At 60.7% G+C, this 26,212-nt stretch carries 23 protein-coding genes; 14 read left to right on the plus strand and 9 right to left on the minus strand.

Translation table 11 applies throughout. The annotated features are described in order from the left end of the window. The first annotated feature begins 117 nt into the window (after positions 1-117). Positions 118-945 carry an NYN domain-containing protein gene (locus P3C18_RS10480; RefSeq protein WP_275961803.1) on the plus strand — a complete coding sequence of 276 codons (828 nt, stop codon included), beginning with the start codon at positions 118-120 and terminating at the stop codon, positions 943-945. Between the two features lie 66 nt (positions 946-1,011). Then, positions 1,012-3,012: an ATP-binding protein gene (locus P3C18_RS10485; RefSeq protein WP_275961804.1), complete on the plus strand. Its 2,001-nt coding sequence runs from the start codon at positions 1,012-1,014 to the stop codon at positions 3,010-3,012. Between the two features lie 89 nt (positions 3,013-3,101). Here the strand turns inward: P3C18_RS10485 and P3C18_RS10490 are convergent, their stop codons facing one another. From P3C18_RS10490 to P3C18_RS10500, 3 genes are all read right to left on the minus strand, one after another. Continuing rightward, on the minus strand, positions 3,102-3,872 hold the full coding sequence (locus P3C18_RS10490; protein ID WP_346015629.1) for a gamma-glutamyl-gamma-aminobutyrate hydrolase family protein: 771 nt from the start codon (positions 3,870-3,872) through the stop codon (positions 3,102-3,104). Positions 3,873-4,262: 390 nt separating this feature from the next. Beyond that, positions 4,263-5,759, minus strand: a complete 1,497-nt coding sequence (locus tag P3C18_RS10495; RefSeq protein WP_275961806.1) for a CoA-acylating methylmalonate-semialdehyde dehydrogenase — start codon at positions 5,757-5,759, stop codon at positions 4,263-4,265. A 178-nt stretch (positions 5,760-5,937) separates the two neighbouring features. Continuing rightward, the gene (locus tag P3C18_RS10500) at positions 5,938-7,284 is read right to left on the minus strand and encodes an aspartate aminotransferase family protein (RefSeq protein WP_275961807.1); all 1,347 of its coding nucleotides are present in this window, start codon (positions 7,282-7,284) and stop codon (positions 5,938-5,940) included. 137 nt (positions 7,285-7,421) lie between these two features. Between P3C18_RS10500 and P3C18_RS10505 the strand changes: the two genes are divergently transcribed. The 12 genes from P3C18_RS10505 to P3C18_RS10560 all read left to right on the plus strand — a co-directional run bounded on the left by P3C18_RS10505 (position 7,422) and on the right by P3C18_RS10560 (position 20,571). Next, positions 7,422-8,339: a LysR family transcriptional regulator gene (locus P3C18_RS10505; protein ID WP_275961808.1), complete on the plus strand. Its 918-nt coding sequence runs from the start codon at positions 7,422-7,424 to the stop codon at positions 8,337-8,339. Positions 8,340-8,669: 330 nt separating this feature from the next. Then, positions 8,670-9,587 carry an aldo/keto reductase gene (locus tag P3C18_RS10510; protein ID WP_275961810.1) on the plus strand — a complete coding sequence of 306 codons (918 nt, stop codon included), beginning with the start codon at positions 8,670-8,672 and terminating at the stop codon, positions 9,585-9,587. 36 nt (positions 9,588-9,623) lie between these two features. Next, positions 9,624-10,925, plus strand: a complete 1,302-nt coding sequence (locus P3C18_RS10515; RefSeq protein ID WP_275961811.1) for an MFS transporter — start codon at positions 9,624-9,626, stop codon at positions 10,923-10,925. Positions 10,926-11,232: 307 nt separating this feature from the next. Continuing rightward, positions 11,233-11,904, plus strand: a complete 672-nt coding sequence (locus P3C18_RS10520) for a TetR/AcrR family transcriptional regulator (RefSeq protein WP_275961812.1) — start codon at positions 11,233-11,235, stop codon at positions 11,902-11,904. Beyond that, positions 11,904-12,488 carry a YigZ family protein gene (locus tag P3C18_RS10525; protein WP_275961813.1) on the plus strand — a complete coding sequence of 195 codons (585 nt, stop codon included), beginning with the start codon at positions 11,904-11,906 and terminating at the stop codon, positions 12,486-12,488. The genes P3C18_RS10520 and P3C18_RS10525 overlap by 1 nt, the downstream gene beginning before the upstream one ends. Continuing rightward, complete coding sequence (locus P3C18_RS10530; protein WP_275961814.1) at positions 12,485-13,042, plus strand: DUF922 domain-containing protein; 558 nt, start codon at positions 12,485-12,487, stop codon at positions 13,040-13,042. The genes P3C18_RS10525 and P3C18_RS10530 overlap by 4 nt, the downstream gene beginning before the upstream one ends. A gap of 169 nt (positions 13,043-13,211) precedes the next feature. Beyond that, positions 13,212-14,792 carry an ABC transporter ATP-binding protein gene (locus P3C18_RS10535; RefSeq protein WP_275962046.1) on the plus strand — a complete coding sequence of 527 codons (1,581 nt, stop codon included), beginning with the start codon at positions 13,212-13,214 and terminating at the stop codon, positions 14,790-14,792. Positions 14,793-14,803: 11 nt separating this feature from the next. Continuing rightward, positions 14,804-15,907, plus strand: a complete 1,104-nt coding sequence (locus tag P3C18_RS10540) for an ABC transporter permease (RefSeq protein WP_275961815.1) — start codon at positions 14,804-14,806, stop codon at positions 15,905-15,907. Positions 15,908-16,030: 123 nt separating this feature from the next. Then, entirely contained in the window at positions 16,031-16,957 is a 927-nt protein-coding gene (locus tag P3C18_RS10545; protein ID WP_160016037.1) for an ABC transporter permease, read from the plus strand. A gap of 275 nt (positions 16,958-17,232) precedes the next feature. Continuing rightward, positions 17,233-18,315: a BMP family ABC transporter substrate-binding protein gene (locus P3C18_RS10550; protein ID WP_275961816.1), complete on the plus strand. Its 1,083-nt coding sequence runs from the start codon at positions 17,233-17,235 to the stop codon at positions 18,313-18,315. A 199-nt stretch (positions 18,316-18,514) separates the two neighbouring features. After that, complete coding sequence (locus tag P3C18_RS10555) at positions 18,515-19,483, plus strand: 2-oxoglutarate and iron-dependent oxygenase domain-containing protein (protein ID WP_275961817.1); 969 nt, start codon at positions 18,515-18,517, stop codon at positions 19,481-19,483. A gap of 140 nt (positions 19,484-19,623) precedes the next feature. Then, complete coding sequence (locus P3C18_RS10560; protein ID WP_275961818.1) at positions 19,624-20,571, plus strand: adenosine deaminase; 948 nt, start codon at positions 19,624-19,626, stop codon at positions 20,569-20,571. A gap of 78 nt (positions 20,572-20,649) precedes the next feature. Here the strand turns inward: P3C18_RS10560 and P3C18_RS10565 are convergent, their stop codons facing one another. The 6 genes from P3C18_RS10565 to P3C18_RS10590 all read right to left on the minus strand — a co-directional run bounded on the left by P3C18_RS10565 (position 20,650) and on the right by P3C18_RS10590 (position 26,211). Continuing rightward, the gene (locus tag P3C18_RS10565) at positions 20,650-21,183 is read right to left on the minus strand and encodes a cytochrome b/b6 domain-containing protein (protein ID WP_275961819.1); all 534 of its coding nucleotides are present in this window, start codon (positions 21,181-21,183) and stop codon (positions 20,650-20,652) included. Beyond that, complete coding sequence (locus tag P3C18_RS10570; RefSeq protein WP_160089032.1) at positions 21,183-21,449, minus strand: PepSY domain-containing protein; 267 nt, start codon at positions 21,447-21,449, stop codon at positions 21,183-21,185. Before P3C18_RS10570 ends, P3C18_RS10565 begins: the two co-directional genes overlap by 1 nt. A 137-nt stretch (positions 21,450-21,586) precedes the next feature. After that, entirely contained in the window at positions 21,587-23,680 is a 2,094-nt protein-coding gene (locus P3C18_RS10575) for a TonB-dependent copper receptor (protein ID WP_275961820.1), read from the minus strand. A 76-nt stretch (positions 23,681-23,756) separates the two neighbouring features. Beyond that, positions 23,757-24,128 carry a DUF2946 domain-containing protein gene (locus P3C18_RS10580; RefSeq protein WP_275961821.1) on the minus strand — a complete coding sequence of 124 codons (372 nt, stop codon included), beginning with the start codon at positions 24,126-24,128 and terminating at the stop codon, positions 23,757-23,759. A 131-nt stretch (positions 24,129-24,259) separates the two neighbouring features. Further along, entirely contained in the window at positions 24,260-24,742 is a 483-nt protein-coding gene (locus P3C18_RS10585; RefSeq protein WP_275961822.1) for a copper chaperone PCu(A)C, read from the minus strand. An 89-nt stretch (positions 24,743-24,831) separates the two neighbouring features. After that, positions 24,832-26,211, minus strand: coding sequence for a PepSY domain-containing protein (locus tag P3C18_RS10590; protein ID WP_275961823.1), 1,380 nt, complete (start codon positions 26,209-26,211; stop codon positions 24,832-24,834). Position 26,212: the final 1 nt, after the last annotated feature.

Here is a 26,212-nt window from a genome sequence, read left to right on the forward strand (position 1 = left end):
AGCGGCGGATACCCACCAACCCAAGAACAGACCCAAGACCAAAAGCCAATGCGCAAACTATGGCGCATGGCCATCAATTCGCAGTAATGTCGAGCCAACCTCATTCAAGGAAGAAGCATGGCCGCCAAATCCAGCCCACCTCGGCAGCAGAAGCACCTTGCCGTGCTGATCGACGCCGATAACGCCTCCGCTGCAATCGTTGAAGGCCTGTTCGAGGAAATCGCCAAATACGGCGTCGCCAGCGTCAAACGCATCTACGGCGACTGGACCGGCCCACAACTGGGCGGCTGGAAGAAGGTACTGCTGGAACACTCGATTCAACCCATGCAGCAGTTCGCCTACACCACCGGTAAAAACGCCACCGACAGCTCACTGATCATCGACGCCATGGACCTGCTCTATACCCGGCGCCTCGATGGTTTCTGCCTGGTCTCCAGCGACAGCGACTTCACCCGCCTGGCCGCCCGCCTGCGTGAAGAAGGGCTGGAAGTGATCGGCTTTGGCGAACAGAAAACACCCAAGCCTTTTGTCTCCGCCTGCGACAAATTTATCTACACCGAACTGCTGCGCAACGACGCCGAACCTGCCGAGCCGGAAAGCACCGGCAACGGTGCGCCAGCCGCTACACAAACACCATCCGCCGCCGCAGAAAGCAAACCTGCCGCGACGCCAGCACCAGCCAAGGTCAAACCGCAGAAAGTGCCGGTGGACTTTATTGCCAAGGTGATTGACGACAACTCAGACGAGGATGGTTGGTGCCACCTCGGTGCCCTCGGTACCAATATCAGCAAGCTGCGCTCGGACTTCGACTCACGCCTTTATGGCCACAAGAAGTTGAGCGATCTGATCAAAGCGCAGAACAGCCGGTTTGAATTACAAGAGCGTGGAGCCACCGCCACAGGCGGAAAAGTTCTCTATGCGAAAAACCGAAAACCGGTCAAATGAAAAGACTTGGCAGGCGCATGCCAAAAATAAAAAACAATCCACTCTTAGTTTTAAAACGGTGAGGTTATGAGCAACGTAAATATTGTAAGAGCGGTTGAGAACATCAAAGCCAATACAACAATCTACACACCAATCATTGAAGTTATAGTCAACGCGATACAGGCTATCGAGTCATCCCAACAAGAAAATGGCACCATAAAAATAACAGCAATTCGGTCAAAACAAGTTGAAACAGACGACTCACTGGCAGCAATTGAAAACCTAATCATTACAGATAACGGAATTGGATTCACAAAAGAAAACAGGGATTCATTCGACACCTTATATAGTGATCACAAATTAAATATTGGAGGAAAAGGGTTCGGACGCTTCACCTGCTTAAAATATTTTCATAACCTCAAGATAGACAGCCACTACATAGAGAACACTGAGCGAATGCACAGATCATTCTCCATGGGAAAAGGCAATGAAATAATAATAAACGAGAAAATATCAACATCCACAGAAACAGAACATCGAACATCTGTAACGCTCTCTGGCGTAAAGACAAGCAGCCTCAACAAAAAACTCAACACTCTAGCCAGAAGCCTTACTGAGCGACTACTTCCATATTTCATAACAAAAGACTATAACTGCCCTACAATCACCTTATGCGAAGAAGATGACTCCGGGCTCATAGTGCTCAATGATTTCATAAAGAACACATCAGGACTCATACGGGAAATACCCCTACCAGAAAACACATTCACAATCCCCTCAAAAGAGAAAAACGAGCTTTTTGAGGTAAGACTTTTCAAAATATATTCACCAAAAAATCAAAAAAGTCGCATTAGCCTCGTGGCCCACAAACGCGAGGTAACAGAAACGCCAATCCACAACTACATTCCAGAATTTTCCGATGAGTTCTATGACAAGCATTATGACGGAACCGAAAACAGAGAACGAAACTACATAATCAAAACTTACGTATTCAGCAGCTACCTAGACAGCAACGTTTCACTTGAGAGAGGAAGTTTCGACTTTCAAAAACAAGACGACATGCTATTTGGTATATCGCAATCCGAAATTGAGAAACAAGCGGCAAAACTTACTGCAGCGGCAGTCACTGACGAAGTAAGCGCACGGCAAGACAAAAAGCGAGGTGAAGTCAACGAATACGTAAGATCAGAAGCACCTTGGCACAAGGACCTAGTAAAGAACGCTGACATTAGTTCGTTGTCATATCACGCGTCAAAAGAAGAAATAGAAAATTTTCTACAAAAAGAAAAATTCAAAATTGAAGCTGAAATAAGGCATGAAGTCGCGGCCTTATCTATTGCGGGCACCCAACATGACTCAGAAGAAATTTCAAAAATAATTGACAAAATATCAGACGCCAGCAAGAACGATTTAATCCACTATGTCGTGCTGAGAAAAAACATTCTAAATGTTTTTGAAAAAGCTTTAGAGACAACAGAAACAGGGGATTATCGCAGCGAAGACGAAGTGCACAGCATAATATTCCCAACAAAAAAAGACAGCGAAAACACTCCTTACAGCAGTCATAACCTCTGGATAATTGATGAGAGACTTACATTTACAGACTTCATCTCTTCAGATCAACCGTTAAATGGGGGAAAGTCTGAGCGACCTGACCTGTTGGCTTATGGGACAAGAGTTGCATTTCGCGGGGAGAACGAACCAAGCAATCCTGTAACCATATTTGAATTTAAAAAACCAGGGCGCGACGACTTCGTAAATCCATCTTCAAAAGAAGACCCAATTCAACAAATCATTAGATACACCAATAGCATACGAAACGGGGCATTCAAAACCCCCAAAGGGAAGAAAATACTAGTCGGTGACAACACCCCATTTTACGGATACGTGATCTGCGATCTGAATAAAAAAATCGAAGATTGGCTTAAGTACGAAAAAGACTTCAAACCAATGCCAGACAGCAAAGGCTGGTTCAATTGGGTATCCAGCATAAACTTATACATCGAAGTAATCAGCTGGGATAAAGCATTAAAAGATGCAACCATGAGAAACCGAATTTTCTTCCATAAACTTGGAATCGACGTTTAAATAAAACATCACCAAGTAATTATCTTCAGAATAAAAATACCCGTCATTCGACGGGCATTTTTATTCACGCTACAAGCTCGCTACATCGATCAAGCAACCTCTGCGACCTTGCCCTTCTCCAACTTCTTCACCTGATACTCCCTCGCCGCCTGATGAAACGCCTCCAGCAGCGCGTTGTAATCCGCCTTCTCCCAATAGCGATACTCGGGATGCCACTGCACACCAACGGCAAACGCCTTGGCGCCAATCACACTGACCGCCTCGATCTGCCCGTCCTCGGCCACGGCCTCAACCTGCAAGCCCTCGCCCAGTCGATCAACCCCCTGACCATGCAGTGAGTTGACCTTGATCTGCCGCTCGCCGAACAGCGAATGCAGCACGCCGCCCTCGGTCAGGGCCACGTTGTGCATCGGGCCGTAGGCCACATCATCCGGTACATCCTTCACTTCACGGTGATCAAGACGACCTTCAACTTCATGCACTTCGCGGTGCAGGGTGCCGCCAAACAGCACGTTCATTTCCTGCATGCCCCGGCAGATGCCAAGGAAGGGAATGCCGCGATCAATACAGGCACGCAGCAGGCGCAGTACGGTTTCATCACGGGGTTTGTCGGCCAGACCGAGGCCGGGATGCTCGTCGCCGTAGAAGCTGGGGTGCACGTTGGAGAGTGAGCCGCCGAACATGATGCCGCTGACGCTATCCAGCACCGTGTCCATGTCCAGATCATCGCCAAAGGCCGGGATCATCAGCGGGAAAGCACCGAAACCGGTGACGGCGTGGATGTACTTCTCACCGACCAGGTGAAACCAGCCGATATCACGGCTGGTCAGCTGCCAACGGCACAGGGGAAGGCCAATCATGGGTTTTGTCATAGGGAGTCCTCTTCATTAATGATTGAAGTGGGCTGCCCTTGGGAGAGCGGGCTTGCGGGCCAGGAAACCCTGAACCCGCTCACCCAAGGGGTGCCGTAACCTGCGGTCACTGCACCAACGCCGCGCCCGCGCGGCTGGTTTGTTGCGTAAAGCGGTACTGCTCCCCTCTCCCATTTATGGGAGAGGGGACGGGGGAGAGGGCTGAAAACACCGCAAAACGGGCAGCATCCCCTCTCCCTAACCCTCTCCCCAACGGGGCGAGGGGACTGATCGCATGCACGCGGATGGTCACGAAAGCTCGCGGCCAAGGCCGCTCCTACGGTCGTCATCCACATCCAAAAAGGGGGCTGATCCTGCGATCAGCCCCCTTTGTGTTACTTAGCCATTACTCGGGAAAGCAAACTGCGCCGCTTCATGCGAAGCGCGCTGCGGCCAGCGCTGGGTGATGGCCTTCTTGCGGGTGTAGAAGCGCACACCGTCCGGGCCGTAGGCATGCAGGTCGCCGAACAGCGAGCGCTTCCAGCCGCCGAAGCTGTGGTAGCTGACCGGTACCGGCAGCGGCACGTTGACGCCGACCATGCCCACTTCGATTTCGTCGCAGAACAGGCGGGCCGCCTCACCATCGCGGGTGAAGATGCAGGTGCCGTTGCCGTATTCGTGGTCGTTGATCAGCTGCATGGCTGCTTCCAGGCTGCCGACGCGGACGATGCACAGCACGGGGCCGAAGATTTCGTCGGTGTAGATGGTCATCTCAGGCGTGACTCTGTCAAAAAGCGTGCCGCCGACGAAATAACCATTCTCATGGCCGGCCACCACCAAATCGCGGCCGTCGACCACTAGGCTTGCGCCCTGGGCCACACCGGCGTCGATATAACCTTTAACCTTGTCACGCGCAGCGCCGGTAACCAGCGGGCCCATGTCCAGGCCGCAGGAGGTGCCGGCACCGATTTTCAGCGCTTTGATCTGCGGCACGATCTTCTCGACCAGTGCATCGGCGATCTGGTCGCCTACGCACACGGCTACCGAGATGGCCATGCAGCGCTCGCCGCAGGAACCGTAGGCAGCGCCCATCAGTGCGCTGACGGCGTTGTCCAGGTCGGCATCGGGCATCAGTACGGCGTGGTTCTTCGCGCCGCCCAGGGCCTGTACGCGCTTACCGCGCTTGGTGCCTTCGCTGTAAATGTATTCGGCAATCGGCGTGGAGCCAACAAAGCTCAGGGCTTTGACTTCCGGCGCTTCGATCAGCGCATCCACCGCTTCCTTGTCGCCGTGCACGACGTTGAGCACGCCTTTGGGCAGACCGGCTTCTTGCAGCAGTTGGGCGATATACAGGGTGGAGCTTGGGTCACGCTCGGACGGCTTCAAGATAAAGCAGTTGCCGCAGACGATGGCCAGCGGGTACATCCACAGCGGCACCATGGCCGGGAAGTTGAACGGGGTGATGCCGGCCACGACGCCGATTGGCTGCATGTCGCTCCAGGCGTCGATATTCGGACCGACGTTGCGGCTGTACTCGCCTTTGAGGATTTCCGGGGCGGCGCAGGCGAATTCGACGTTTTCGATGCCGCGCTTGAGTTCACCGGCGGCGTCTTCCAGGGTTTTGCCGTGCTCTTCGCTGATCAGCTTGGAGATGGTCGCTTCGTGCTGCTCCAGCAGCTGCTTGAAGCGGAACATCACCTGGGCGCGCTTGGCTGGCGGGGTGTTGCGCCAGGCCGGGAAGGCGCTCTTGGCCGAGTCGATGGCCAGTTGCATGGTGGCACGGTCGGCCAGGGCGACTTTCTTGGTTGCTGCGCCGGTGGACGGGTTGAACACGTCAGCGCTACGGCCGGTGCCGGCAGTCAGTTCGCCGTGGATCAGGTGGTTAACGATGGTCATGGGTCTTCCTCGTTGGTAGTTCGTTGGGCAGATGAGCCATGGCTCATTTACCGAAATTCATGCCCTGTTGCGGGCGTCCCCTCTCCCGCCTGCGGGAGAGGGTTAGGGAGAGGGGCTTTTTGCGCTGCAGCCCTCTCCCCCGGCCCCTCTCCCATGCATGGGAGAGGGGAGACAAGCATCAATCCAGGCTATTCAGCACATCGCCAACGGCGTTGAACACGGAGTCCAGCTGCTCGGGCGTGGTGTTGAAGGTTGGCCCGAACTGCAGAGTGTCGCCGCCGAAGCGCACGTAGAAACCGGCGTTCCACAGCTTGATGCCGGCCTCGAATGGGCGGATTACCGGGTCGCCGTCACGCGGGCTGATCTGGATCGCGCCGGCCAGGCCACAGTTGCGGATGTCGATGACGTTCTTGCTGCCCTTGAGGCTGTGCAGCTTCTCTTCAAAGATCGGTGCCAGAGCGGCGGACTGCTCGATCAGGTTGTCGCGCTTGAGCAGCTCCAGGGTTGCCAGGCCAGCGGCGCAGGCAACCGGGTGACCCGAGTAGGTGTAGCCGTGGCCGAACTCGACCATATGCTCGGGAATCGCCTGGTTCATAAAGGTGTTGTAGATCTCGCTGGAGGCGATTACTGCGCCCAGCGGAATCGCGCCGTTGGTGACCTGCTTGGCGGTGTTCATGATGTCCGGCACCACGCCGAAGTACTCGGCACCGGTCCACTTGCCCATGCGGCCGTAAGCGGTGATCACTTCGTCGAAGATCAGCAGGATGTTGTGCTGGGTGCAGATTTCACGCAGACGCTGCAGGTAGCCAACTGGCGGCACGATCACACCAGCGGAACCGGACATCGGCTCGACGATCACCGCCGCGATGTTCGAGGCGTCGTGCAGTTCGATCAGCTTCAGCAGCTCGTTGGCCAGTTCCACGCCGCCGGTTGCCGCCATGCCCTTGGTGAAGGCCAGGTGCGCTTGCAGGGTGTGCGGCAGGTGGTCGGCGTCCATCATCTGGCCGAACATCTTGCGGTTGCCGCCGATGCCGCCCAGCGAGGTGCCGGCGATGTTTACGCCGTGATAGCCACGGGCACGGCCGATAAATTTGGTTTTGCTCGGCTGACCTTTCAGGCGCCAGTAGGCCTTGGCCATCTTCACCGAGGTGTCGGCGCACTCGGAGCCGGAGTCGGTGTAGAACACGTGGTCGAGGCCGGCCGGGGTCAGCTCGGTGATTTTTTCCGCCAGCTGATAGGACAGCGGGTGGCCGTACTGGAAGCCCGGCGCGTAATCGAGGGTGCCCAGCTGCTTGGCCACGGCTTCCTGAATTTCCTTGCGGTTATGCCCGGCACCACAGGTCCACAGCCCGGACAGGCTGTCGAACACGCGGCGGCCCTTGTCGTCGATAAAGTAGTTGCCGTCGGCACCGACGATCAGACGCGGGTCGCGCTTGAAGTTGCGGTTGGCGGAAAACGGCATCCAGTGCGCATCCAGCTTGAGCTGGCTGGCCAGGGACGGGGTGGCGGTCTGCGGCATGTTCATGGTGCGGCCTCGCAAGGAAGGGCGGTGTTCTTATAAGGAGAAGCAGTTGCCAGCAAAGGTGCCACGGGCTTAGAGTCAGGAAAACACGACTCTTCTTATCTTTAGTTAACCATCTACTAAACAATGAGCCACCACCAATGAGCACCCGTCGCCCCGATCCGCTGGCCCAGGTCAGTGATTTTGATATTCGCCTGCTCAAGCTGTTTCGCAGCGTGGTGGAATGCGGCGGCTTTTCCGCTGCGGAAAGCGCCCTGGGCATCGGCCGTTCGGCGATCAGCCAGCAGATGAGCGACCTGGAACAGCGCCTCGGTTTACGCCTGTGCCAACGCGGCCGCGCTGGCTTTGCCCTGACCGAAGAAGGCCGCGAGGTGTTCCAGAGCACCCAGCAGTTGTTGGCGGCGCTGGAGAGCTTTCGCACCGAGGTCAACGGCCTGCACCAGCACCTGCGCGGCGAGCTGAATATCGGCCTGACCGACAACCTGGTGACGGTGCCGCATATGCGCATCACCAACGCCCTGGCGCGCCTGAAAGAACGCGGCCCGGACGTGCATATCCATATCCGCATGACCCCGCCGAGCGAAGTCGAGCAAGGCGTACTCGATGGCCGCCTGCATATCGGCGTGGTGCCGCAGACCGTGGCGCTGTCGGGGCTGGAATACCAGGCGCTGTACGACGAGCGCTCACTGCTTTATTGCGCGGTCGGCCACCCGCTGTTCTATGTCGATGATCAGCAGCTGGAGGATGAGCGCCTGAACAGCCAGGAAGCCATCGCCCCGACCTTCCGCCTGCCGCCCGAGGTGCAGAGCCACTACCAGGCGCTCAATTGCACAGCCAGCGCCTCGGACCGTGAAGGCATGGCCTTTCTGATTCTCACCGGGCGCTATATCGGCTACCTGCCCGACCACTACGCCCAGGCCTGGGTGCAGCAAGGCCGCCTGCGCGTGCTGAAACCGGCCAGCCGCTTCTACGACATCAGCCTGGCCTCAGTCACCCGCAAGGGCCGCCGTCCGCATCTGGTGCTGGAGAGCTTTCTCGAGGCGCTGGCCGAGGCATAGCGACACACCAGGTAACAACTGACCACGTAACCTTGGGCGGAGCCGGGACTCACAGGTCTATGCTCGGACGAAGCCACGCCTGGCGCGGCTTAGAACCTGTTCACGATCTCGCGAGCTAGAGCCATGCAAGGCGCTACGTTAGTAACAGCCTCTGGCTGGTCAAAGCGGCGAGGAAGCGGACTGGGCTCGCACACGAGTGTACGAGCTGTACATGAGCATTCCGAGACGCCGCGTCCCGGCCTGTTTTTAACGCAGCAGGGCCGACGCGCAGCAGATCGTGAACAGGTTCTTAGATCCCTTTACCTGTGCAGTGTTACCACGGAGGACCCTATGCCTAGCCGTCGTCACTTCATCCAGGGCAGCGCCAGCCTGCTCGCTCTCGCCGCCACGCCCTGGCTGCCTTCCCTGGCTTACGCCGACCCCAGCCAACTGCTGAAACGCGCCATCCCGAGCAGCAGCGAGCTGCTGCCGGTGATCGGCCTGGGCACCTCACGCACCTTCGATGTCAGCCTCAGCAATGACAGCCTGAAACCGCTGGATTCAGTGATGCGCACCTTTATCAACGGCGGCGCCAGGCTGATCGACACCGCGCCCAGTTACGGCGCCTCCGAGGCGGTGACGGGCGAGCTGCTGAAACGCACCAAAACCCAGGGCAAGGCCTTCCTCGCCAGCAAGATTTCCGCCACCGGCCGCGAGCGCGGCATGGCGCAGATCGAGGCCAGCCTGCAGGCGCTGCAAACCGACAAGCTCGACCTGGTGCAGGTGCATAACCTGCAGGACACCCGCACCCAGCTGGCCTTGCTGCGCGAGCTGAAAGCCGAGGGCAAGGTGCGCTATATCGGCATCACCCATTACATCGAGTCGGCGCACGACGACCTGCTGGAGGTGCTGGAAAAAGAATCGGTGGATTTCGTCCAGCTCAACTACTCGGTGGGCGAACGCAATGCCGAGAAACGCCTGCTGCCCTACTGCGCCGACCACGGCATCGCCACGCTGATCAACCGGCCGTTCCAGCGCGCGCAACTGCTCAGCCGGGTCAAGGGCAAATCACTGCCCAGCTGGGCGATGGAGACCGACGCCACCTCCTGGGCGCAGCTGTTGCTCAAATTTATCCTCGCCAACCCGGCGGTCACGGTGGTGATCCCAGCCACCTCCAACCCGCGTTATATGGCCGACAACCTCAAGGCCGGCATCGGTCGCCTGCCGGATGCGGCGCTGCGCGAGAAGATCGTCCAGGCGTTTAGCTGAGATGCTCGCGGCTGCCCGCGATTTGGAAGCGAAGCGATGAGCCCGGCGCAACGCCTGGCCCAGGCGATCAACGCGCGGCCGGCCGAGCTGCTGGCGGTGCTGTGCGGGTTTGGCCTGTTCTTCTGCCTGTTCAGCGGCTATTTCATGCTGCGGCCGATTCGCGAGGCCATGGGCATTCGCGGCGGCGTGGAAAACCTGCAGTGGCTGTTTACCGCGACCTTTCTGCTGATGCTCGCCGCCGTGCCGCTGTTTGCCTGGCTTAACTCGACGGTGGCGCGGGCGCGGTATATCGATTGGGTGTACGGCTTCTTTATCCTCAACCTGCTGGCCTTCGCCGCGCTGTTTCAACGCAGCGGCGACGACATCTGGGTGGCGCGGGTGTTTTACGTATGGATCTCGGTCTACAACCTGTTCGTCGTCTCGGTGGCCTGGAGCCTGATGGCCGATGTGTTCGACAGCGCCCAGGCCAAGCGCCTGTTTGCCTTTATCGCCGCTGGTGCCAGCTGCGGCGGCTTGGCCGGGCCGGCGCTGGGCGCACTGCTGATTGAGCGCCTCGGGCAAAGTGGGCTGATCCTGCTGGCGGCAGTGCTGCTGGGCATGGCGATTCTGGCCAAGCAACAGCTGATGGCCTGGCGAGCGATTGCCGGTGCCGGTCGGCCGGGCGCACCACCCAGCGAAAGCCCGCGCCAGCCGGTGCTCGGTAACCCGTTCAGCGGCCTGACTCGTGTGCTCGCCTCGCCCTATCTGCTGGGCATCAGCGCCTTCGTGATCCTGCTGGCCACCGCCAGCACCTTTCTCTACTTCGAGCAGGCGCGCCTGGTGGCGCAGACCTTCACCGAGCGCAACGAACAGATCCGCGTATTCGGCCTGATCGATTTCAGCGTGCAAGCCCTGTCGCTGATCGCGCAGCTGTTTATCACCGGGCGCATCGCCCAACGCTTTGGTATTCGCGCCCTGCTTGCCGGGGTGCCGTTGCTGGTCTGCCTGGGTTTTATCGGCCTGGCCCTGGCGCCAACCTTCGCCATGCTCGCAGCCTTGATGATTGTGCGCCGGGTTGGCGAATACGCCTTTGTGCGCCCCGGCAGGGAAATGCTCTTCGCCCCGCTGGACGCCGAGAGCAAGTACAAGGCCAAGAACTTTATCGACACCGTGGTCTACCGCGCCGGCGACGCCGTCAGCGCCTGGGCCAAAGCCCTGCTCGACATGCTCGCCAACGGCGTATTGATCGCCGCCGTGGCCGGCGCCATTTGCGCAGCTGCCTGGGGCGCGCTGGGCTGGTATTTGGGTGGGCGCAGGGAGCAAGCGAGCCCCGGACCGCGCGGCCAGAAACACCCGTAGACGCTATGTCCATGCGCACTATCTGCGGCATCGTAGGGTGGATGACGCTTTACCCATCCACCAATAGCGGTGGTGGATGAAAAAGGCGTCAGCTACGCGCCGCAAATTCCCCGGATTGCATCCGGGCCACCAAGGCAAAGCGCCGCCCCCAAAACCACCGCAGCACGCCACTTTCACGCACAACCCTGGTGCAAAAGCCGGGTTGCAGCGTACCTAGGTCAGTTTTTCTGCCCCTTGCGCTTGTCACCCAAGCGGCGCTGGGTTATCAGTGCAGTCGTCCGAAAACCTGACCACTGCGGAACCGCCCATGACTGTTGAAGTACTTGCGCACCGAGCCGATCCGAACAACAAACCTGCCGGCCGGATTCGGCAGAAGAACGAAGAGGCGATCATCAAGGCCGCCGAGGAAGAGTTCGCCCGTCACGGCTTCAAAGGCACCAGCATGAACACCATCGCGCAGAACGTTGGGCTGCCGAAAGCCAACCTGCATTACTACTTCAGCAACAAGCTGGGGCTGTATCAGGCGGTGCTGGTGAACATCCTCGAACTGTGGGACAGCACCTTCAACAACCTGACCGTAGACGACGACCCGGCCACCGCGCTGGCCGGCTATATCCGCGCCAAGATGGAATTCTCCCGCCGTCACCCAAAAGCCTCGCGCATCTATGCGATGGAAGTAATCAGCGGCGGCGAGACCCTGTCACAGATGCTCAATCAGGATTACCAGGCCTGGTTCCGTGGCCGCGCCGCAGTGTTCGCCGCCTGGAGCGCAGCCGGCAAGATGGACCCGGTGGACCCGGTGCACTTGATCTTCCTGCTGTGGGGCAGCACTCAGCACTACGCCGATTTTTCCTCGCAGATCTGCCGCGTTACCGGCCGCACGCGCCTGACCAAGCAGGACTATGAAGAAGCCGGCGACAACCTGATCCGCATCATCCTCAAGGGCTGCGGCCTGACGCCTCCCGTCAAAGACGCCTGATGCCTTTCACCCTGCTCGGCCCTTGCGAGTACCGCGAGGAGATTCGCAAAAGCCGCTTTATCGCCCTCGCCGCGCCGGTCACCAGCGCGGCCGAGGCACAAGCATTTATCGCGGCGCACAGCGACGCCAGCGCCAGCCATAACTGCTGGGCCTGGAAGGTTGGCCAGCAGTACCGTTTCAGCGACGACGGCGAGCCTGGCGGCACGGCTGGCCGGCCGATCCTCGCAGCCATCAACGCCCAGGAGATGGATCAGGTGGCGGTGCTGGTGATCCGCTTCTACGGCGGCATCCAGCTCGGCACCGGCGGCCTGGCTCGCGCCTACGGCGGCAGCGCCAATAAATGCCTACAGGCCGCCCCACGTCGGGAGTTGATCACCCGCGAGGAGTACCGCTGCCATTGCCTGTTCGCCGAACTGCCGCTGCTCAAGGCGCGCCTAACGGAACTCGACTGCCTGCTGGAGCGCGAAGACTACGACGCCACAGGGGCCGAGCTGCAGCTGGCCATCCCCGCGCCAAGGGTTGCCGAGCTGCAGCGGTTGCTGGCGGATATCAGCCGTGGCCGTGAGGCGTTGCAGCCGCTATGAAGCGCCTAGCCTGGCTTTGCCTGTTCTGCAGCGCTGTGTTGCAGGCGCAGGTGAGTGAGCAGCTGGAGCACACCTACTACGATGTCGATGCCAGTGCGCACGCCTTGCTGTACTCAGCGCTGGATCAGGCATCGCCGATTCGCCATGACGGCAAGGTGTTTCATGGCTACACCGATTGGCGCGTGAACTGGCGCTTCTGGTGGTGGGAAGAACCTGACGGCCGATGCCGCATTACCCGCACGGAAACCACGCTGCACGCCAGCATCACCCTGCCCCGCCTGCTTGCTGCCAGCCCCGCGCACCAGCAGCACTTTGTTGCCTACATCAGCGCCCTGCAGCAACACGAAAACGGCCATTACCAGATCGCCCAGGCCGCCGCCCGGGCAATTGATCAGCGCCTGCAACTGACGGCCGAACAACCCAGCTGCCTGCGCTTGCAAGAACAGGCCAATCAACAAGCAAACGCTGTGTTGCAACTGCATGTCGAGCAGGAACAGCGTTACGACCGCGACACCGAATACGGCAAGACCCAGGGCGCCTGGTTGCGCCACTAGGCCAGCGTGCAGCCTCGATTCGGTGCAGCAACACAGCCCCGCCTCAAACACGCGCACCATCACTGGGCAGCCTTGATCAAACAGCGGATGGGCGAACGCTGCACAGCGGCTTTTCTGACTCACTGGCCAGCTTTTTGCTTTAGCTCGGGCAGTTGTCATTCCCGAGCCTCTGTCCATGTCCAGTTCCCCTTCTGTTCCACGCTTGCAGCTGAGCGGTATCAGCAAGCGCTACCCCGGCTGCCTGGCCAATGACCGTATCGACCTGAGCATCGCGCCTGGGGAAATCCATGCGCTACTCGGCGAGAACGGTGCTGGCAAAAGCACCCTGATGAAGATCATCTACGGCGTTACCCAGCCCGACAGCGGCGAAATTCGCTGGCACGGTGAAGCGCTGAAAATGCGCGATCCGGCCATGGCGCGCAGCCTTGGCGTAGGCATGGTATTTCAGCACTTCTCGCTGTTCGAGACCTTGAGCGTGGCGGAGAACATCGCCCTGGCCATGGGCGCAGCGGCCGGCACACCGAAACAGCTGGAGCCGAAGATTCGCGAAGTCTCGCAGCGTTATGGCATGGCCCTGGAACCGGGCCGGCTGGTGCACAGCCTGTCCATCGGCGAGCGGCAGCGGGTGGAGATCGTCCGTTGCCTGATGCAGGACATCAAACTCTTGATCCTCGATGAGCCGACCTCGGTGCTCACCCCACAGGAGGCCGAAGAACTGTTCGTTACGCTGCGCCGTCTGGCGGCCGAGGGCTGCAGCATTCTGTTTATCAGCCACAAGCTCGGCGAAGTGCGTGCCCTGTGCCAGAACGCCACGGTGCTGCGCGGCGGCAAGGTATCGGGGCATTGCATACCGGCCGAATGCAGCGATCTGCAGCTGGCGCGACTGATGGTCGGCGACGCTGAGGGACTGGAAAGCAGTTACCCGAAAGCTGACGGCGGCCTACCGCGCCTGCGCGTGGATGATTTGAGCTGGCAGAACGCCGACCCATTCGGCAGCTCCATGAGTAACCTGCGCCTGGAAGTACGCAGCGGCGAAATCGTCGGCATCGCCGGGGTCGCCGGCAATGGTCAGGACGAACTGCTGGCCCTGCTTAGCGGCGAAACCCGCCTGCCACGTAACGAGCGCGAACGCATCAGCCTGGATAGCCAACCGATTGCCGACCTGTACCCGGATGCGCGGCGCAAGCTGGGCCTGGCCTTTGTTCCGGCCGAGCGCCTGGGTCACGGCGCGGTGCCGGATATGAGCCTGAGTGATAACGCCCTGCTCACCGCTTTTCAGCAAGGCCTGCTGAGCAAGGGCCTGATTCAACGCGGCAAGGTGCGCGCTCTGGCTGACGAAATCATCCAGCGCTTTGCGGTGAAAACACCGAATGCTGAGGCGCCCGCGCGCAGCCTGTCCGGCGGCAACCTGCAGAAATTTATCCTCGGCCGCGAGATTCTGCAGAACCCCAAACTGCTGGTGGCCGCGCACCCGACCTGGGGCGTGGACGTCGGCGCAGCGGCAGCGATTCATCGCGCGCTGATTGCCCTGCGCGATGCCGGCGCGGCGATTCTGGTGATTTCCGAAGACCTCGACGAGCTGTTCCAGATCAGCGACCGCATCGGCGCGCTGTGCAGCGGCAAGCTCTCGCCCCTGGCCGCCACGGCAGAGACCGAAGCCGTTGATGTCGGCCGCTGGATGGCTGGTGAATTCGCCCCGCTTCCCCCTATCACAAGCACGCCGGCAGCCGCTGCTGCCAGCCTGAGCTGACGGAGTTTTCCATGCTGTTATCCCTCGAACCGCGCGGCCAGCAATCGCGCGCCATGCTTTGGTTATCACCGCTGCTCGCCGCCGTGCTGACCCTGTGCAGCGGCGCGCTGCTGTTCGCCCTGCTCGGCCACGACCCGCTGGACACCCTGCACACCCTGCTGATCGCACCGCTGGCCGACTGGTATGGCGTCTCCGAACTGCTGGTCAAGGCGCTGCCGATTCTGCTCTGCGCCCTCGGCCTGGCCGTGGCCTACCAGGCGCGTATCTGGAATATCGGCGCGGAAGGCCAGCTGCTACTCGGCGCGCTGRCCGGCAGCGCCATGGCGATCCAGATCATCGACTGGGACAGCCGCTGGGCGCTGGTCTGGGTGGTGCTCGCCGGCGTGGCGGCCGGTGCGGCCTGGGGCGGCCTGACCGCCTGGCTGCGCACGCAGTTCAATGCAAACGAAATCCTCACCAGCATCATGCTCAACTACATCGCGCTGAACCTGCTGCTGTTCTTCGTGCATGGCCCGTTGAAGGACCCAGCCGGTTTCAACTTCCCCGAGTCGGCGATGTTCGGCGATGCCAGCCGCCTGCCGCTGGTCAGCGAGGACGGCCGCCTGCACGCCGGCCTGTATTTCGCCCTGCTGGCCTTGGTGGCGGTGTGGGTGCTGCTGCACAAGAGCTTTCTCGGCTTCCAGATCAAGGTGCTCGGCCTCGACCGCCGCGCCGCCGGCTTTGTTGGTTTTCGCGAGAAACGCCTGGTGTGGTTTGCCCTGCTGGTCAGCGGCGGGCTGGCCGGGCTGGCGGGTGTCGGTGAAGTGGCCGGTCCCATCGGCCAGCTGGTCCCACAGGTCTCACCGGGTTACGGCTACGCGGCGATCACCGTGGCCTTTCTCGGCCGTCTGAATCCGCTCGGCATTCTGTTCGCCAGCCTGCTGATGGCGCTGCTCTACCTAGGCGGCGAGAACGCGCAAATGACCATGAACCTGCCCCAGGCGATCACCCAGCTGTTCCAGGGAATGATGCTGTTCTTCCTGCTCGCCTGTGACGTGCTGATTCTTTATCGGCCGAGGCTGAAGTGGAAATGGGCGCAACGAAAAACTAAAGCCAACGCCGAGGCCCTGGCCTGACAAAGAACCTGTAGGGGCGGCCGGGCGGCGTACCGCTTGCTCGCGATCCGCGGCGACACCGATCGCGAGCAAGAACTGGGCGCCCCCCTCGCTCCTACAAAAGCTATTCACATAGGAACTCCCATGGATCTCGACCTGTTAAGCAATATTTTCTACGCCATGGTGCGCACCGGTACGCCGCTGCTGCTGGTGGCGCTGGGTGAACTGATCTGCGAGAAGAGCGGCGTACTCAACCTCGGCCAGGAAGGCATGATGCTGTTCGGCGCGGTGATCGGTTTTATCGTCGCCCTGAGTACCGGCAACCTGTGGCTCGGCGTGCTGCTGGCGATGAGCGCCGGCATGCTGCTGTCGATGCTGTTCGCCGCCGTAGCCCTGGGCTTTAACGCCAACCAAGTAGCCACCGGCCTGGCGCTGACCATCTTCGGCGTCGGCCTCTCCACCTTTGTCGGCGCGGCCTGGGTCGGCAAACCGCTGGCCGGTTTTGAGCCCATTGCCATTCCGCTGCTTAGCGAGATTCCACTGATCGGGCGCATGCTGTTTGCCCAGGACATTCTGGTTTACCTGTCCTTCGCCCTGTTCGGTTTAGTCGCCTGGGTGCTGCTGAAAAGCCGCATCGGCCTGATCATTCAGGCGGTCGGCGAAAATCCCGATGCCGCCAGCGCCATGGGCCTGCCGGTACTGCGCGTGCGCACCCTGGCGGTACTGTTCGGTGGCGCCATGGCCGGCTTGGCGGGCGGTTACCTGTCGCTGGCCTATACGCCGATGTGGGCCGAAAACATGACCGCTGGGCGCGGCTGGATCGCCCTGGCGCTGGTGGTATTTGCCAGCTGGCGGGTATTGCGCGTGTTGCTCGGCGCCTATCTGTTCGGCCTGGCCAGCATCATCCATCTGGTGGCACAGGGCATCGGCCTGTCGATCCCTTCCAACCTGCTGGCGATGCTGCCCTATGTGGCGACCATCTTGGTGCTGGTATTGCTGTCGCGCGATGCAATCAAGACCCGCCTGTTTGCCCCGGTGTCCCTAGGCAAACCTTGGCAGCCGGGGCACTGAGTTTTTACTTTGTTCGCGGCTAAAGCCCCTCCCACAGATCAGCACCGAACTGTGGAAAGGCTTCAGCCGCAACACCCCAGCAGCACCATCGCACCAGCACGCAGCACTCTCGGCCTCTTACGCACCAGCACAGCACCCGCACAGAACCCCGCCCCGGCGGGGTTCTGCGTTTTAGCGCGGCGGGCAGGCTAATTGTCCAGTTGGTCAGCTTTTTGCAATCCAACAGGCAGCTGTTTAACAACAACGTACCCACACACATCGGAGTTCCGCCAACCATGTTCGAGAAGAGCAAAAAACCTCTGCTGCGCACCCTCGTTGCCGCCCTTGGCTTTAGCGCCACATTGGGCGCTTCTGCCGCCGCCCCGCTGAAGGTCGGCTTTGTCTATATCGGCCCGATTGGCGACCACGGCTGGACCTACCAGCATGAGCAGGGCCGTCAGGCGGTGATCAAAGAGCTTGGTGACAAGGTCGAGACCAGCTACGTGGAAAACGTACCGGAAGGTGCGGACGCCGAGCGGGTGATCCGCAACATGGCCAAGGGCGGTTATGACCTGATCTTCACCACCTCCTTCGGCTATATGAACCCGACGCTGAAAGTCGCCAAGCAATTCCCCAAGGTCACCTTCGAACACGCCACCGGCTACAAGCAGGACAAGAACCTCGGCACCTACCTGTCGCGCTCTTATGAGGGCCGTTACGTCGGCGGTTTCCTCGCAGCGAAGATGACCAAGACCAAGAAGATCGGCTACGTCGCCTCTTTCCCGATCCCGGAAGTGATCCGCGATATCAACGCCATCCAGCTGGCTTTGGACAAGTACAACCCCGGCACAGAGATCAAGGTGGTGTGGGTCAACTCCTGGTTCGATCCGGGCAAGGAATCCGATGCCGCCAACGCGCTGATCGACCAGGGCGTCGACGTAGTGTTCCAGCACACCGACAGCCCGGCACCGATCCAGACCGCTGAGCGTCGCGGCGTCTATTCCGTGGGCTACGCCTCGGACATGGCGCACTTCGGGCCGAAGGCCGTGCTCACTTCGATCGTCAACGACTGGGGCCCGCACTACGTCAAATCCACCCAGGCGGTGATCGACGGTAAATGGAAATCCGAAGATTTCTGGGGCGGCCTGACCGAAGACACCATTCGCCTGCCGATCAGCGATCTGGTGCCGGCAGATGTGAAAACCGAAGCCGAGCAGATCATCGCCGACATCAAGAGCGGCGCCTTCCACCCGTTCACCGGCCCGATCAAGGACCAGAGCGGCGTAGAAAAAATCCCGGCCGGCGTCGCCGCCACCAACGCCGAACTGGCCTCGATGAACTACTACGTGGAAAACGTAAAGGCTGAACTGCCGAAGTAAGCGGTTGACTGTGGGAGGGGCTTTAGCCGCGAGCTGTTTGGTTGTCGCGGCTAAAGCCCCTCCCACTAAACATCGCCTAGATGCCGTCCCTGCTAACCACAAGCAGAACCGCATCAAAAGGGTGCCCTGTATACGGGGCGCTCTTATTCGCTGCCCTGGGTACGAGAAGACTCGCAGCATGCCCCCACCCGGAGCCTCTATGAACACCCTACCGATTATTGACATCGCCCCGCTTTACTCAGCCGATTCATCCGCCTGGCCAGCCGTGGCTGAGCAGATAGACCGCGCCTGCCGCGAGTGGGGCTTTTTCTATATCACCGGCCACCCGATCAGCCAGGCGCGTATCGCCGAACTGCTGAGCGCCGCCAAGACCTTCTTCGCCCTGCCGGCTGCGGACAAACTCAAAATCGACATCACCCAGACCGCCCATCACCGAGGTTACGGCGCGATTGCCACCGAGCAGCTGGACCCGAGCAAACCGAGCGATCTCAAGGAAACCTTCGATATGGGTTTCCACATGGACCTCAATCACCCCGAGGTGCTGGCCGGCAAACCGCTGCGCGGCGCCAATCGCCATCCAGACCTGCCCGGTTGGGCAGCCCTGATGGAACAGCACTACGCCGATATGCAGGCACTGGCGCAAACCCTGCTGCGCGCCATGACCATTGCCCTGAATATCGACCGCGATTTTTTCGACACGCGCTTTCATGAGCCGATCAGCGTGCTGCGCATGATCCACTACCCGCCGCGCCACACCGCCAGCAGTGCCGAACAGCAAGGCGCGGGTGAACACACCGATTACGGTTGCACCACCCTGCTCTACCAGGACGACGCCGGCGGTCTGCAGGTGCGCCATCGCGATGGCCAGTGGATCGACGCGCCGCCGCTTGCCGGCAGCTTTGTGGTGAACATCGGCGACATGCTCGCGCGCTGGAGCAACGACCGTTACACCTCGACCCCGCACCGGGTGATCAGCCCGCTGGGCGTGGATCGCTACTCCATGCCGTTCTTCGCCGAACCGCACCCGGATACCGAAATCAGCTGCCTACCGAACTGCTCGGACGCCAGCAACCCGCCCAAGTATCCTTCAGTAACCAGCGCCGAGTATCTGCTGTCGCGCTTTGCCGATACCTACGCTTACAGGCGTGAAGAACAGGCGGGCGCATAACACCGCCCGCGCCCCGGAGGAACGGCCTTGGCCGCGAGAGCGTTGCGCGGTCAAGGCGATTTAGCGCCCGTCTGATACGGCGAAATCCTGTCCTTACGGTTAAACTTTGTCGCGACCACGCCTGATAACGAGATCTGACCATGTACGACTGGCTCAACGCCCTGCCCAAGGCCGAACTGCACCTGCACATTGAGGGGTCGCTGGAGCCCGAGTTGCTGTTTGCCCTGGCCGAGCGCAACAAGATTGCCCTGCCGTGGAACGACGTCGAAGCGCTGCGCAGCGCCTACGCGTTCAACAATCTGCAGGAGTTTCTCGACCTGTATTACGCCGGTGCCGACGTGCTGCGCACCGAGCAGGATTTCTACGACCTGACCTGGGCCTACCTGCAAAAGTGCAAGGCGCAGAACGTCATCCACACCGAGCCGTTCTTCGACCCGCAAACCCACACCGACCGTGGTATTCCCTTCGAAGTAGTGCTGCGCGGCATCAAGCAGGCACTGGTCGATGGCGAGAAACAGCTGGGCATCAGCCACGGCCTGATCCTGAGCTTTCTGCGCCATCTGCCCGAGGAAGAAGCGTTCAAGACCCTGGAGCAGGCCAGGCCGTTTCGCGATGCGTTTATCGCCGTCGGTTTGGACAGCTCGGAGATGGGCCACCCGCCGAGCAAGTTCCAGCGCGTGTTCGACAAGGCGCGCAGCGAGGGCTACCTGACCGTCGCCCACGCCGGTGAGGAAGGCCCGCCCGAATACATCTGGGAAGCCCTGGACCTGCTGAAGATCGAGCGTATCGACCACGGCGTGCGCGCCATCGAAGACGAGCGGCTGATGCAGCGCATCATCGACGAGCAGATCCCGCTGACCGTCTGCCCGCTGTCCAACACCAAGCTGTGCGTGTTCGACGACATGCGCCAGCACAACATCCTGCAGATGCTTGAGCGCGGGGTGAAGGTGACGGTGAACTCGGATGACCCAGCCTACTTCGGCGGCTACGTCACCGAAAACTTCGCGGCCCTGCATGACAGTCTGGGCATGACCCAGGAACAGGCCAAGCGCCTGGCGCAGAACAGCCTGGATGCGCGCCTGGTTTAAGCAAAATCATCGCGACTGAAGTCCCGCCCACAGTGCGTATACGCTGTGGGCGGGGCTTCAGCCGCGACAGATATAAACTCAGTGATCCAGCTTGCGCCGCTTGCCGGTGACCATCGACAGCGGCAGGTTTTCCTTCAGGCGGTAGCTTTCAAAAAGCGCCGCCACGATGTGCAGGCCCACCAGGGCCATCAGCGCATCGGCGCAGAATTCATGGAGTTCCAGCGGTAAATCAGCGCCCCAGAAGTAATCGACCTCCTCCATCAGAAAGCCGGTCACACCCAGGCCGAGCATCAACAGCATCATGCCGATCATCACCAAGCCGCCCAGCGGGGAATGCCCCATGCGGTGGTAATCACGCCCGCTGAGCAATGCCCGCAGGTGTTCGGCCAGGCGCGCCCGGGTCGGCCAAAAGTCCGCCCAGCGCGCAGCCGGTGAGCCGATAAAACCCCACACTAGGCGGATCGCCAGCCAGGCCACGGCGTAGTAACCGAACCAGCGGTGCCAGTTCTCGCCCTCTTCGGTGAAGAAGTAATTGGCCAGGAAAGCGCTCGCCAGAGACCAATGGAACAACCTGACCAGCGGGTCCCAGAGGCGTGTGGTGGCGTTGTTCATCAGTCTTCAACGCCGCCTTTGATGACCTTGCCGCTGACCGGATCGAAGTAGATTTCGACCTTCTGGCCTTCTTTGTTGAAGCCGTAGATTTCGTAGCAGTTGCCACCGGTCACTTTGAACTTCTTGATCTCGTAGCCCTGGGCTTTGAGGTCGGCCTGGAATTTGTCCTGGTCCTGCCACTGCGCCTTGTCGGCGGTGGTGCATTGGGTGGCGGCGAGGGTCAGCGGGCTGGCCAGAACCAGAGACAGCAGAAGCAATTTGCGCATGGTGAAGTCCTCGTGATGCAGGGGAAGTTGTGTGTCTGCGGGGACTACTGTCGCGCGGCAAGCTTAAGGCTGTATTAGGAAACGCAAAGGGCCCATCAAATGATGAGCCCTTTGCCAACACGCCAGATCTATCAGGATCAGAAATCGTAATCGACCTTGGCCCACAACGTCCGGCCTGGCTCGTCGATCCGGGTATCGGCAGGGAAGCCGAAACCGGCATCACCACCCAGGTTGAGGTGCTCGGCGTATTGCTTGTCGAGCAGGTTATCCACCCCGGCGCTGAGCTTGACCTGCTTGGTTACACGGTAAGCACCGTTGAGCGAGAGCACGCCGAATCCGGCGCTGTTGCTGAAATCCTGCCCCACCACGTTGCCGCGCCCGTCCGCAATGCGGCCCTGACCATCGACCACCCGCCACAGGCCGCCGACGCTCCAATCGTCACGCTGATAGGTCAGGCCCAGGCGCGCTTCAAGCGGCGGCATCTGCGGCAGTGCTTCGCCGTCGCTGCTGTTTTTGCCCCAGGCATAGGCCAGGGTGGCATCGGTTTTCCAGTTGGTCGTCAGGTCATACGCCACACCTAACTCGCCGCCCATGATGCGCGCATCGACGTTGTCGGCCTGGGTGCTCATGCCGCGGTAGTCGAACAGGATGTAGTCACGCACCTGACCGACATAGGCCGAGGCCCAGGCCTGCAGGGCGTCGCCCTGGTATTGAATACCGACATCCAGCTGGGTGGTCTTCTCCGGCTTGATGCCGTCGAAGGCGTTGTCCGCGCCAGCCGGGCCATTGAGGCCGGCGGAAAACAGCTCCCAATAATCGGGGAAGCGCTGCACGTGACCGATACCGGCATAGACGGTAGTCGGCGAGCCGGACAGGTCGTGCTCGTAGCGCACAAAGCCACTCGGTAGGGTATCGGCGCGGGTCTCGCCAGCCGTCGGGTTGGGCGTCGACATGCCCATCATGTCGCTGAAGCTCGGCCGGTAATCCTTGGCCGAAGCACGGTCCAGGCGCGCGCCGGAGACCACTCGATCACGCTCGTCCAGACGCCAGGTGGACTCGGCGAACAGGCCGTAGTTGTGCATCAGCGCGTCCTTGTCCCAGGGGAAACGATCGGCGTCGGTGTAGTTACCCATCATGCTCAGGGTGGAGCTGCGCTGGCGGTGTTCGCTGCGCTGGGCATCGACGCCGGTGATCAGCTCGACATCCTCCCACGCCCAGGTGGCGGCCAGGCGTGCACCCAGGGTGCGGCGGTCAACCTGGGCCGCCATCGGGCCGCTCATCATGCTGGTCGGGTCGGGCATGCGCAGGCGGAAGTTGTCCATGATGTGATCGGCGTAGTTGTAGTAAACCTTGGCCTCGACCTTATCCAGCACGCCACCGAGGTTGCTGCGCTCAACGCGCAGGCCCAGGCTTTCACGCTTGAACTGGGTGCCATCCATACCACGGCCGCCGTAGCGCGCCTCGCCATCGCCACGGCCGGCGGTGAGTTCGATCAGCGTATCGTCATCCGGCGTCCAACCCAGGGCCACGTCGCCGTTCCATTTATCCCAGCGCGAGGGGATGGTGTCGCCGTTTCCGTTGTCGTAATCGTCCGAATGCGAGCGGTTACCGGTCACCCGCAGGTAGCCCTGCTCGCCGCCCACAGCGCCATCCAGGGTCTGGTCGAAACGGCCGTTGGAGCCCGCCAGCACGCTGGCATGCAGACGCGCACCCAGCTCACCGAAACGCTCCGGCTCACGGTCGAAACGCACCACACCGGCCGAGGCACCTGGGCCCCAAATCACCGTTTGCGGGCCCTTGGTCACGGTCAGCAGGTCAAAGGTTTCCGGCGAGATGTACGAGCTGGGTGCATCCATCCGCCCTGGACAGGCGCCGAGCATCTGCCCGCCATCGGTGAGCAGCAATAAGCGCGAACCGAACATGCCGCGCAGCACGGGATCACTGTTGCTGCCGCCGCTGCGAATCGCGGAGAAACCGGGAATGGTCTTCAGGTAATCGGCGGCGTCACTGGCCGGCACCGGCTGGCGCGGGTCCTTGGGGTCGGCCACCACAGTCAGTGGCGAGCTTTGCTGCACGGCGGTGACCACCGTTGGCGGCAACTGCAGCGCGTGGTGTTCCGGGTCGTATTCGGTGGTTTGCGCGGCATGCGCCTGAGTGGCCAGCAGCAGGCCGATACACAGCGGCGCCAGACGGAAAGGTAAAGCGCTGATCAAAAGCGAACGAGTAGACATGACTATTCCAGAATCGAGACAAAACCAGGGAATGGCCAGCACCGCATACGCGGCACCAGCAACAGGGCAATGGCGATCAGGAATAGGCAGGCGGTGCGCGGCTGCGCGAACCGGGGAAAATAGCTGAGCGGGCAACGCCGCTGCGTACCGGCGCACTATGCCGATCCGCAGGCGCAACGGCCGTCAGGGCTAGCGTTGGACTGGCACAACCGGTGGCTGGGCTGTTGAGCAACAGGGTGCAATAGCCGCACTTGGCCCACAACGCGTCGTGATCCAGCGGGTTGTCATGGCTACCGACATGCTCCCCGCAAGCCAGTTCCGTCAGCCAGGCCGGTTCAGCCGGTGCAGTGAGCTGCGACAGCAACGGCCCGACATTGAGCAACAGCATGGCCAATAGGGCCAGCCAGTTTGCGCGGTAATCGGCAGTAAAGGAGCGATTGCGGGGCATCACGACAACTCAAGAATCCTGCGCCGAGTATGACTAACGGCCTGAGCAGGACGGCTGATGCAAATCAATGACGGTGAACATCACCGTACAACAGCAACCCCGCCACAACGCAGCGGGGCTGGGTGCGCAGATTAGTGCGCGTGGCCTTCGCCATGAGTTTTCTCAACGGCAGGGGCGTCCTTGTGCACGGCGATTTCCACTTCGACCGCACCGGCTTTTTCGAAGGTCAAGGTCAGCGGAAAGCGCTCACCGTCCTTGGCCTGCTGCTTCAGGTTGAACAGCATGACGTGGTAGCCCATCGGCTCGAACTTCACCTCACCACCAGCAGGAATCGCCACGTTCTGCACCTGCTGCATCTTCATCAGGCCATCGGCGTGGATATGTTCGTGCAGCTCGGCCTTCCCGGCCACCGGGGTACTGGCGCTGAGCAGGCGATCCGCTTCGGCGCCCTTGTTGTGCACCACAAAATAAGCGGCCGCCGTCGGCGCTACGGCCGGCATTTCCCGCGACCAGGGGTGTTCGATATGCAGCTCGCCGGCTTTGTATTCGTGGGCGCTGGCAAACAGGCTTGGGCTCAGCAGAGCGGCAATCAGCAGGGTCTTTTTCAACAACATGGTGTTCCTCCGGTTGTGGACTGACTGTCCATGACAAGTGTTGTAACGCGAAGCCTTGGCGCCGGCCAAGCCCGCGCCGGTTATTCCATTCAACTGTTGGCCAAACGCTGCCCTGGCAGACGCGAGAGCAACAGCCAATCCAGCGCCCAGATCAGCAGCAAAGACGCGCCCACCAGCGGGAAGGCCGCGCCCAGCAGGCCCATGATCACTATTGCGGTTTTCCAGCGTGGCAGGTCGTGGCGCAGTGGTGGTACGCCAAGCTTTCCAGTCGGACGGCGTTGCCACCACATGATCAGGCCGCTGACCGCGCTGAGCAGCACCAGCAGGCAGACCGCGAGCATCAGCAACTGGTTGGCCAGGCCGAACAGCTTGCCTTCATGCAGCATCACCCCGGTTTCCACGGTTTTTGCCACCACGCCGTAATCCTTCCAGCGCACATCGGCGAGCACCGCACCGCTGTACTGATCGATATGCAGAGTGGCGTCGTTACGCGGGTCGTCGGCAAACAGGGCGATGCTGTACACCCCGGTTTCACCTTTCGGCAGGGTGATGCTGTAACCCGGCTTTACGCCGCGCTCAGCGGCGGTGTCGACCACGTACTGCAGCAGATTGGCCGGGGCGGCAGGCGTCTCGGCAGTGGCATGGCCGTTATGCGCGGCGTGTGGATCGGAGGCCGGCAGTGGTGTGGTTTCCACCGCCCAGGCCACGGTCTGCTGACTGCTGGTATTGAGGCTGCCGGTGAGCTTGCCGGACTGCGGTACGTCGTCCCACATCGCCGCCGGGAAGTGGTTCCAGGCGCCGGCAAACTGGGCGCCCCAGAAGTCGGTCCAGGTCATGCCGGTGAGCAGCATAAACAGCAACAGCAGCGAGCCCCAAAAGCCCGTCACCGCATGCAAGTCACGCCATAGCAAACGCCCACGGGCACTCAGCCTTGGCCACAGCACACCGGCACCGGAACGCCCGCGCGGCCACCACAGGTACAAACCGGAGACCACCAACACGATGCCCCAACCGGCGGCCAGCTCGATCAGTCGATCGCCCAGGGTGCCGACCATCAGGTCGCCATGCAGCTGACGGGCAATGGCCTGCAGATTAAGCTGCGAGTCCTGGCTGCCGAGAATCCTGGCACTGTAGGGGTCAACAAACACATTCAGGCTCTGACCCTCAGCCTCCAGCACAAACTGCGCACTGCGTTCGGCGCTTATCGGCGGCAGGTACTGGCTGATGCTCGCCCCGGGATACGCCTGGCGCACCAAAGCCAGCTGCTGATCCGCCGAGATCGCCTGCTCGGCAGGCGTGACTTGCAGCAGCTCGGCATACATCAGTTGGTCCAGTTGCGGCTTGAACAGGTAGATGATGCCGGTGACCGAGAGCAGGATCAGAAACGGAATCACAAACAGCCCAGCATAGAAATGCCAGCGCCAGGCCAGGTTGTAGAACGAGATGTTCGGCGTCGTCGGCTTCTGCATA

Origin of the sequence: Pseudomonas sp. 1928-m (assembly GCF_029269135.1) — a bacterium.
Taxonomy (GTDB): Bacteria; Pseudomonadota; Gammaproteobacteria; order Pseudomonadales; family Pseudomonadaceae; genus Aquipseudomonas.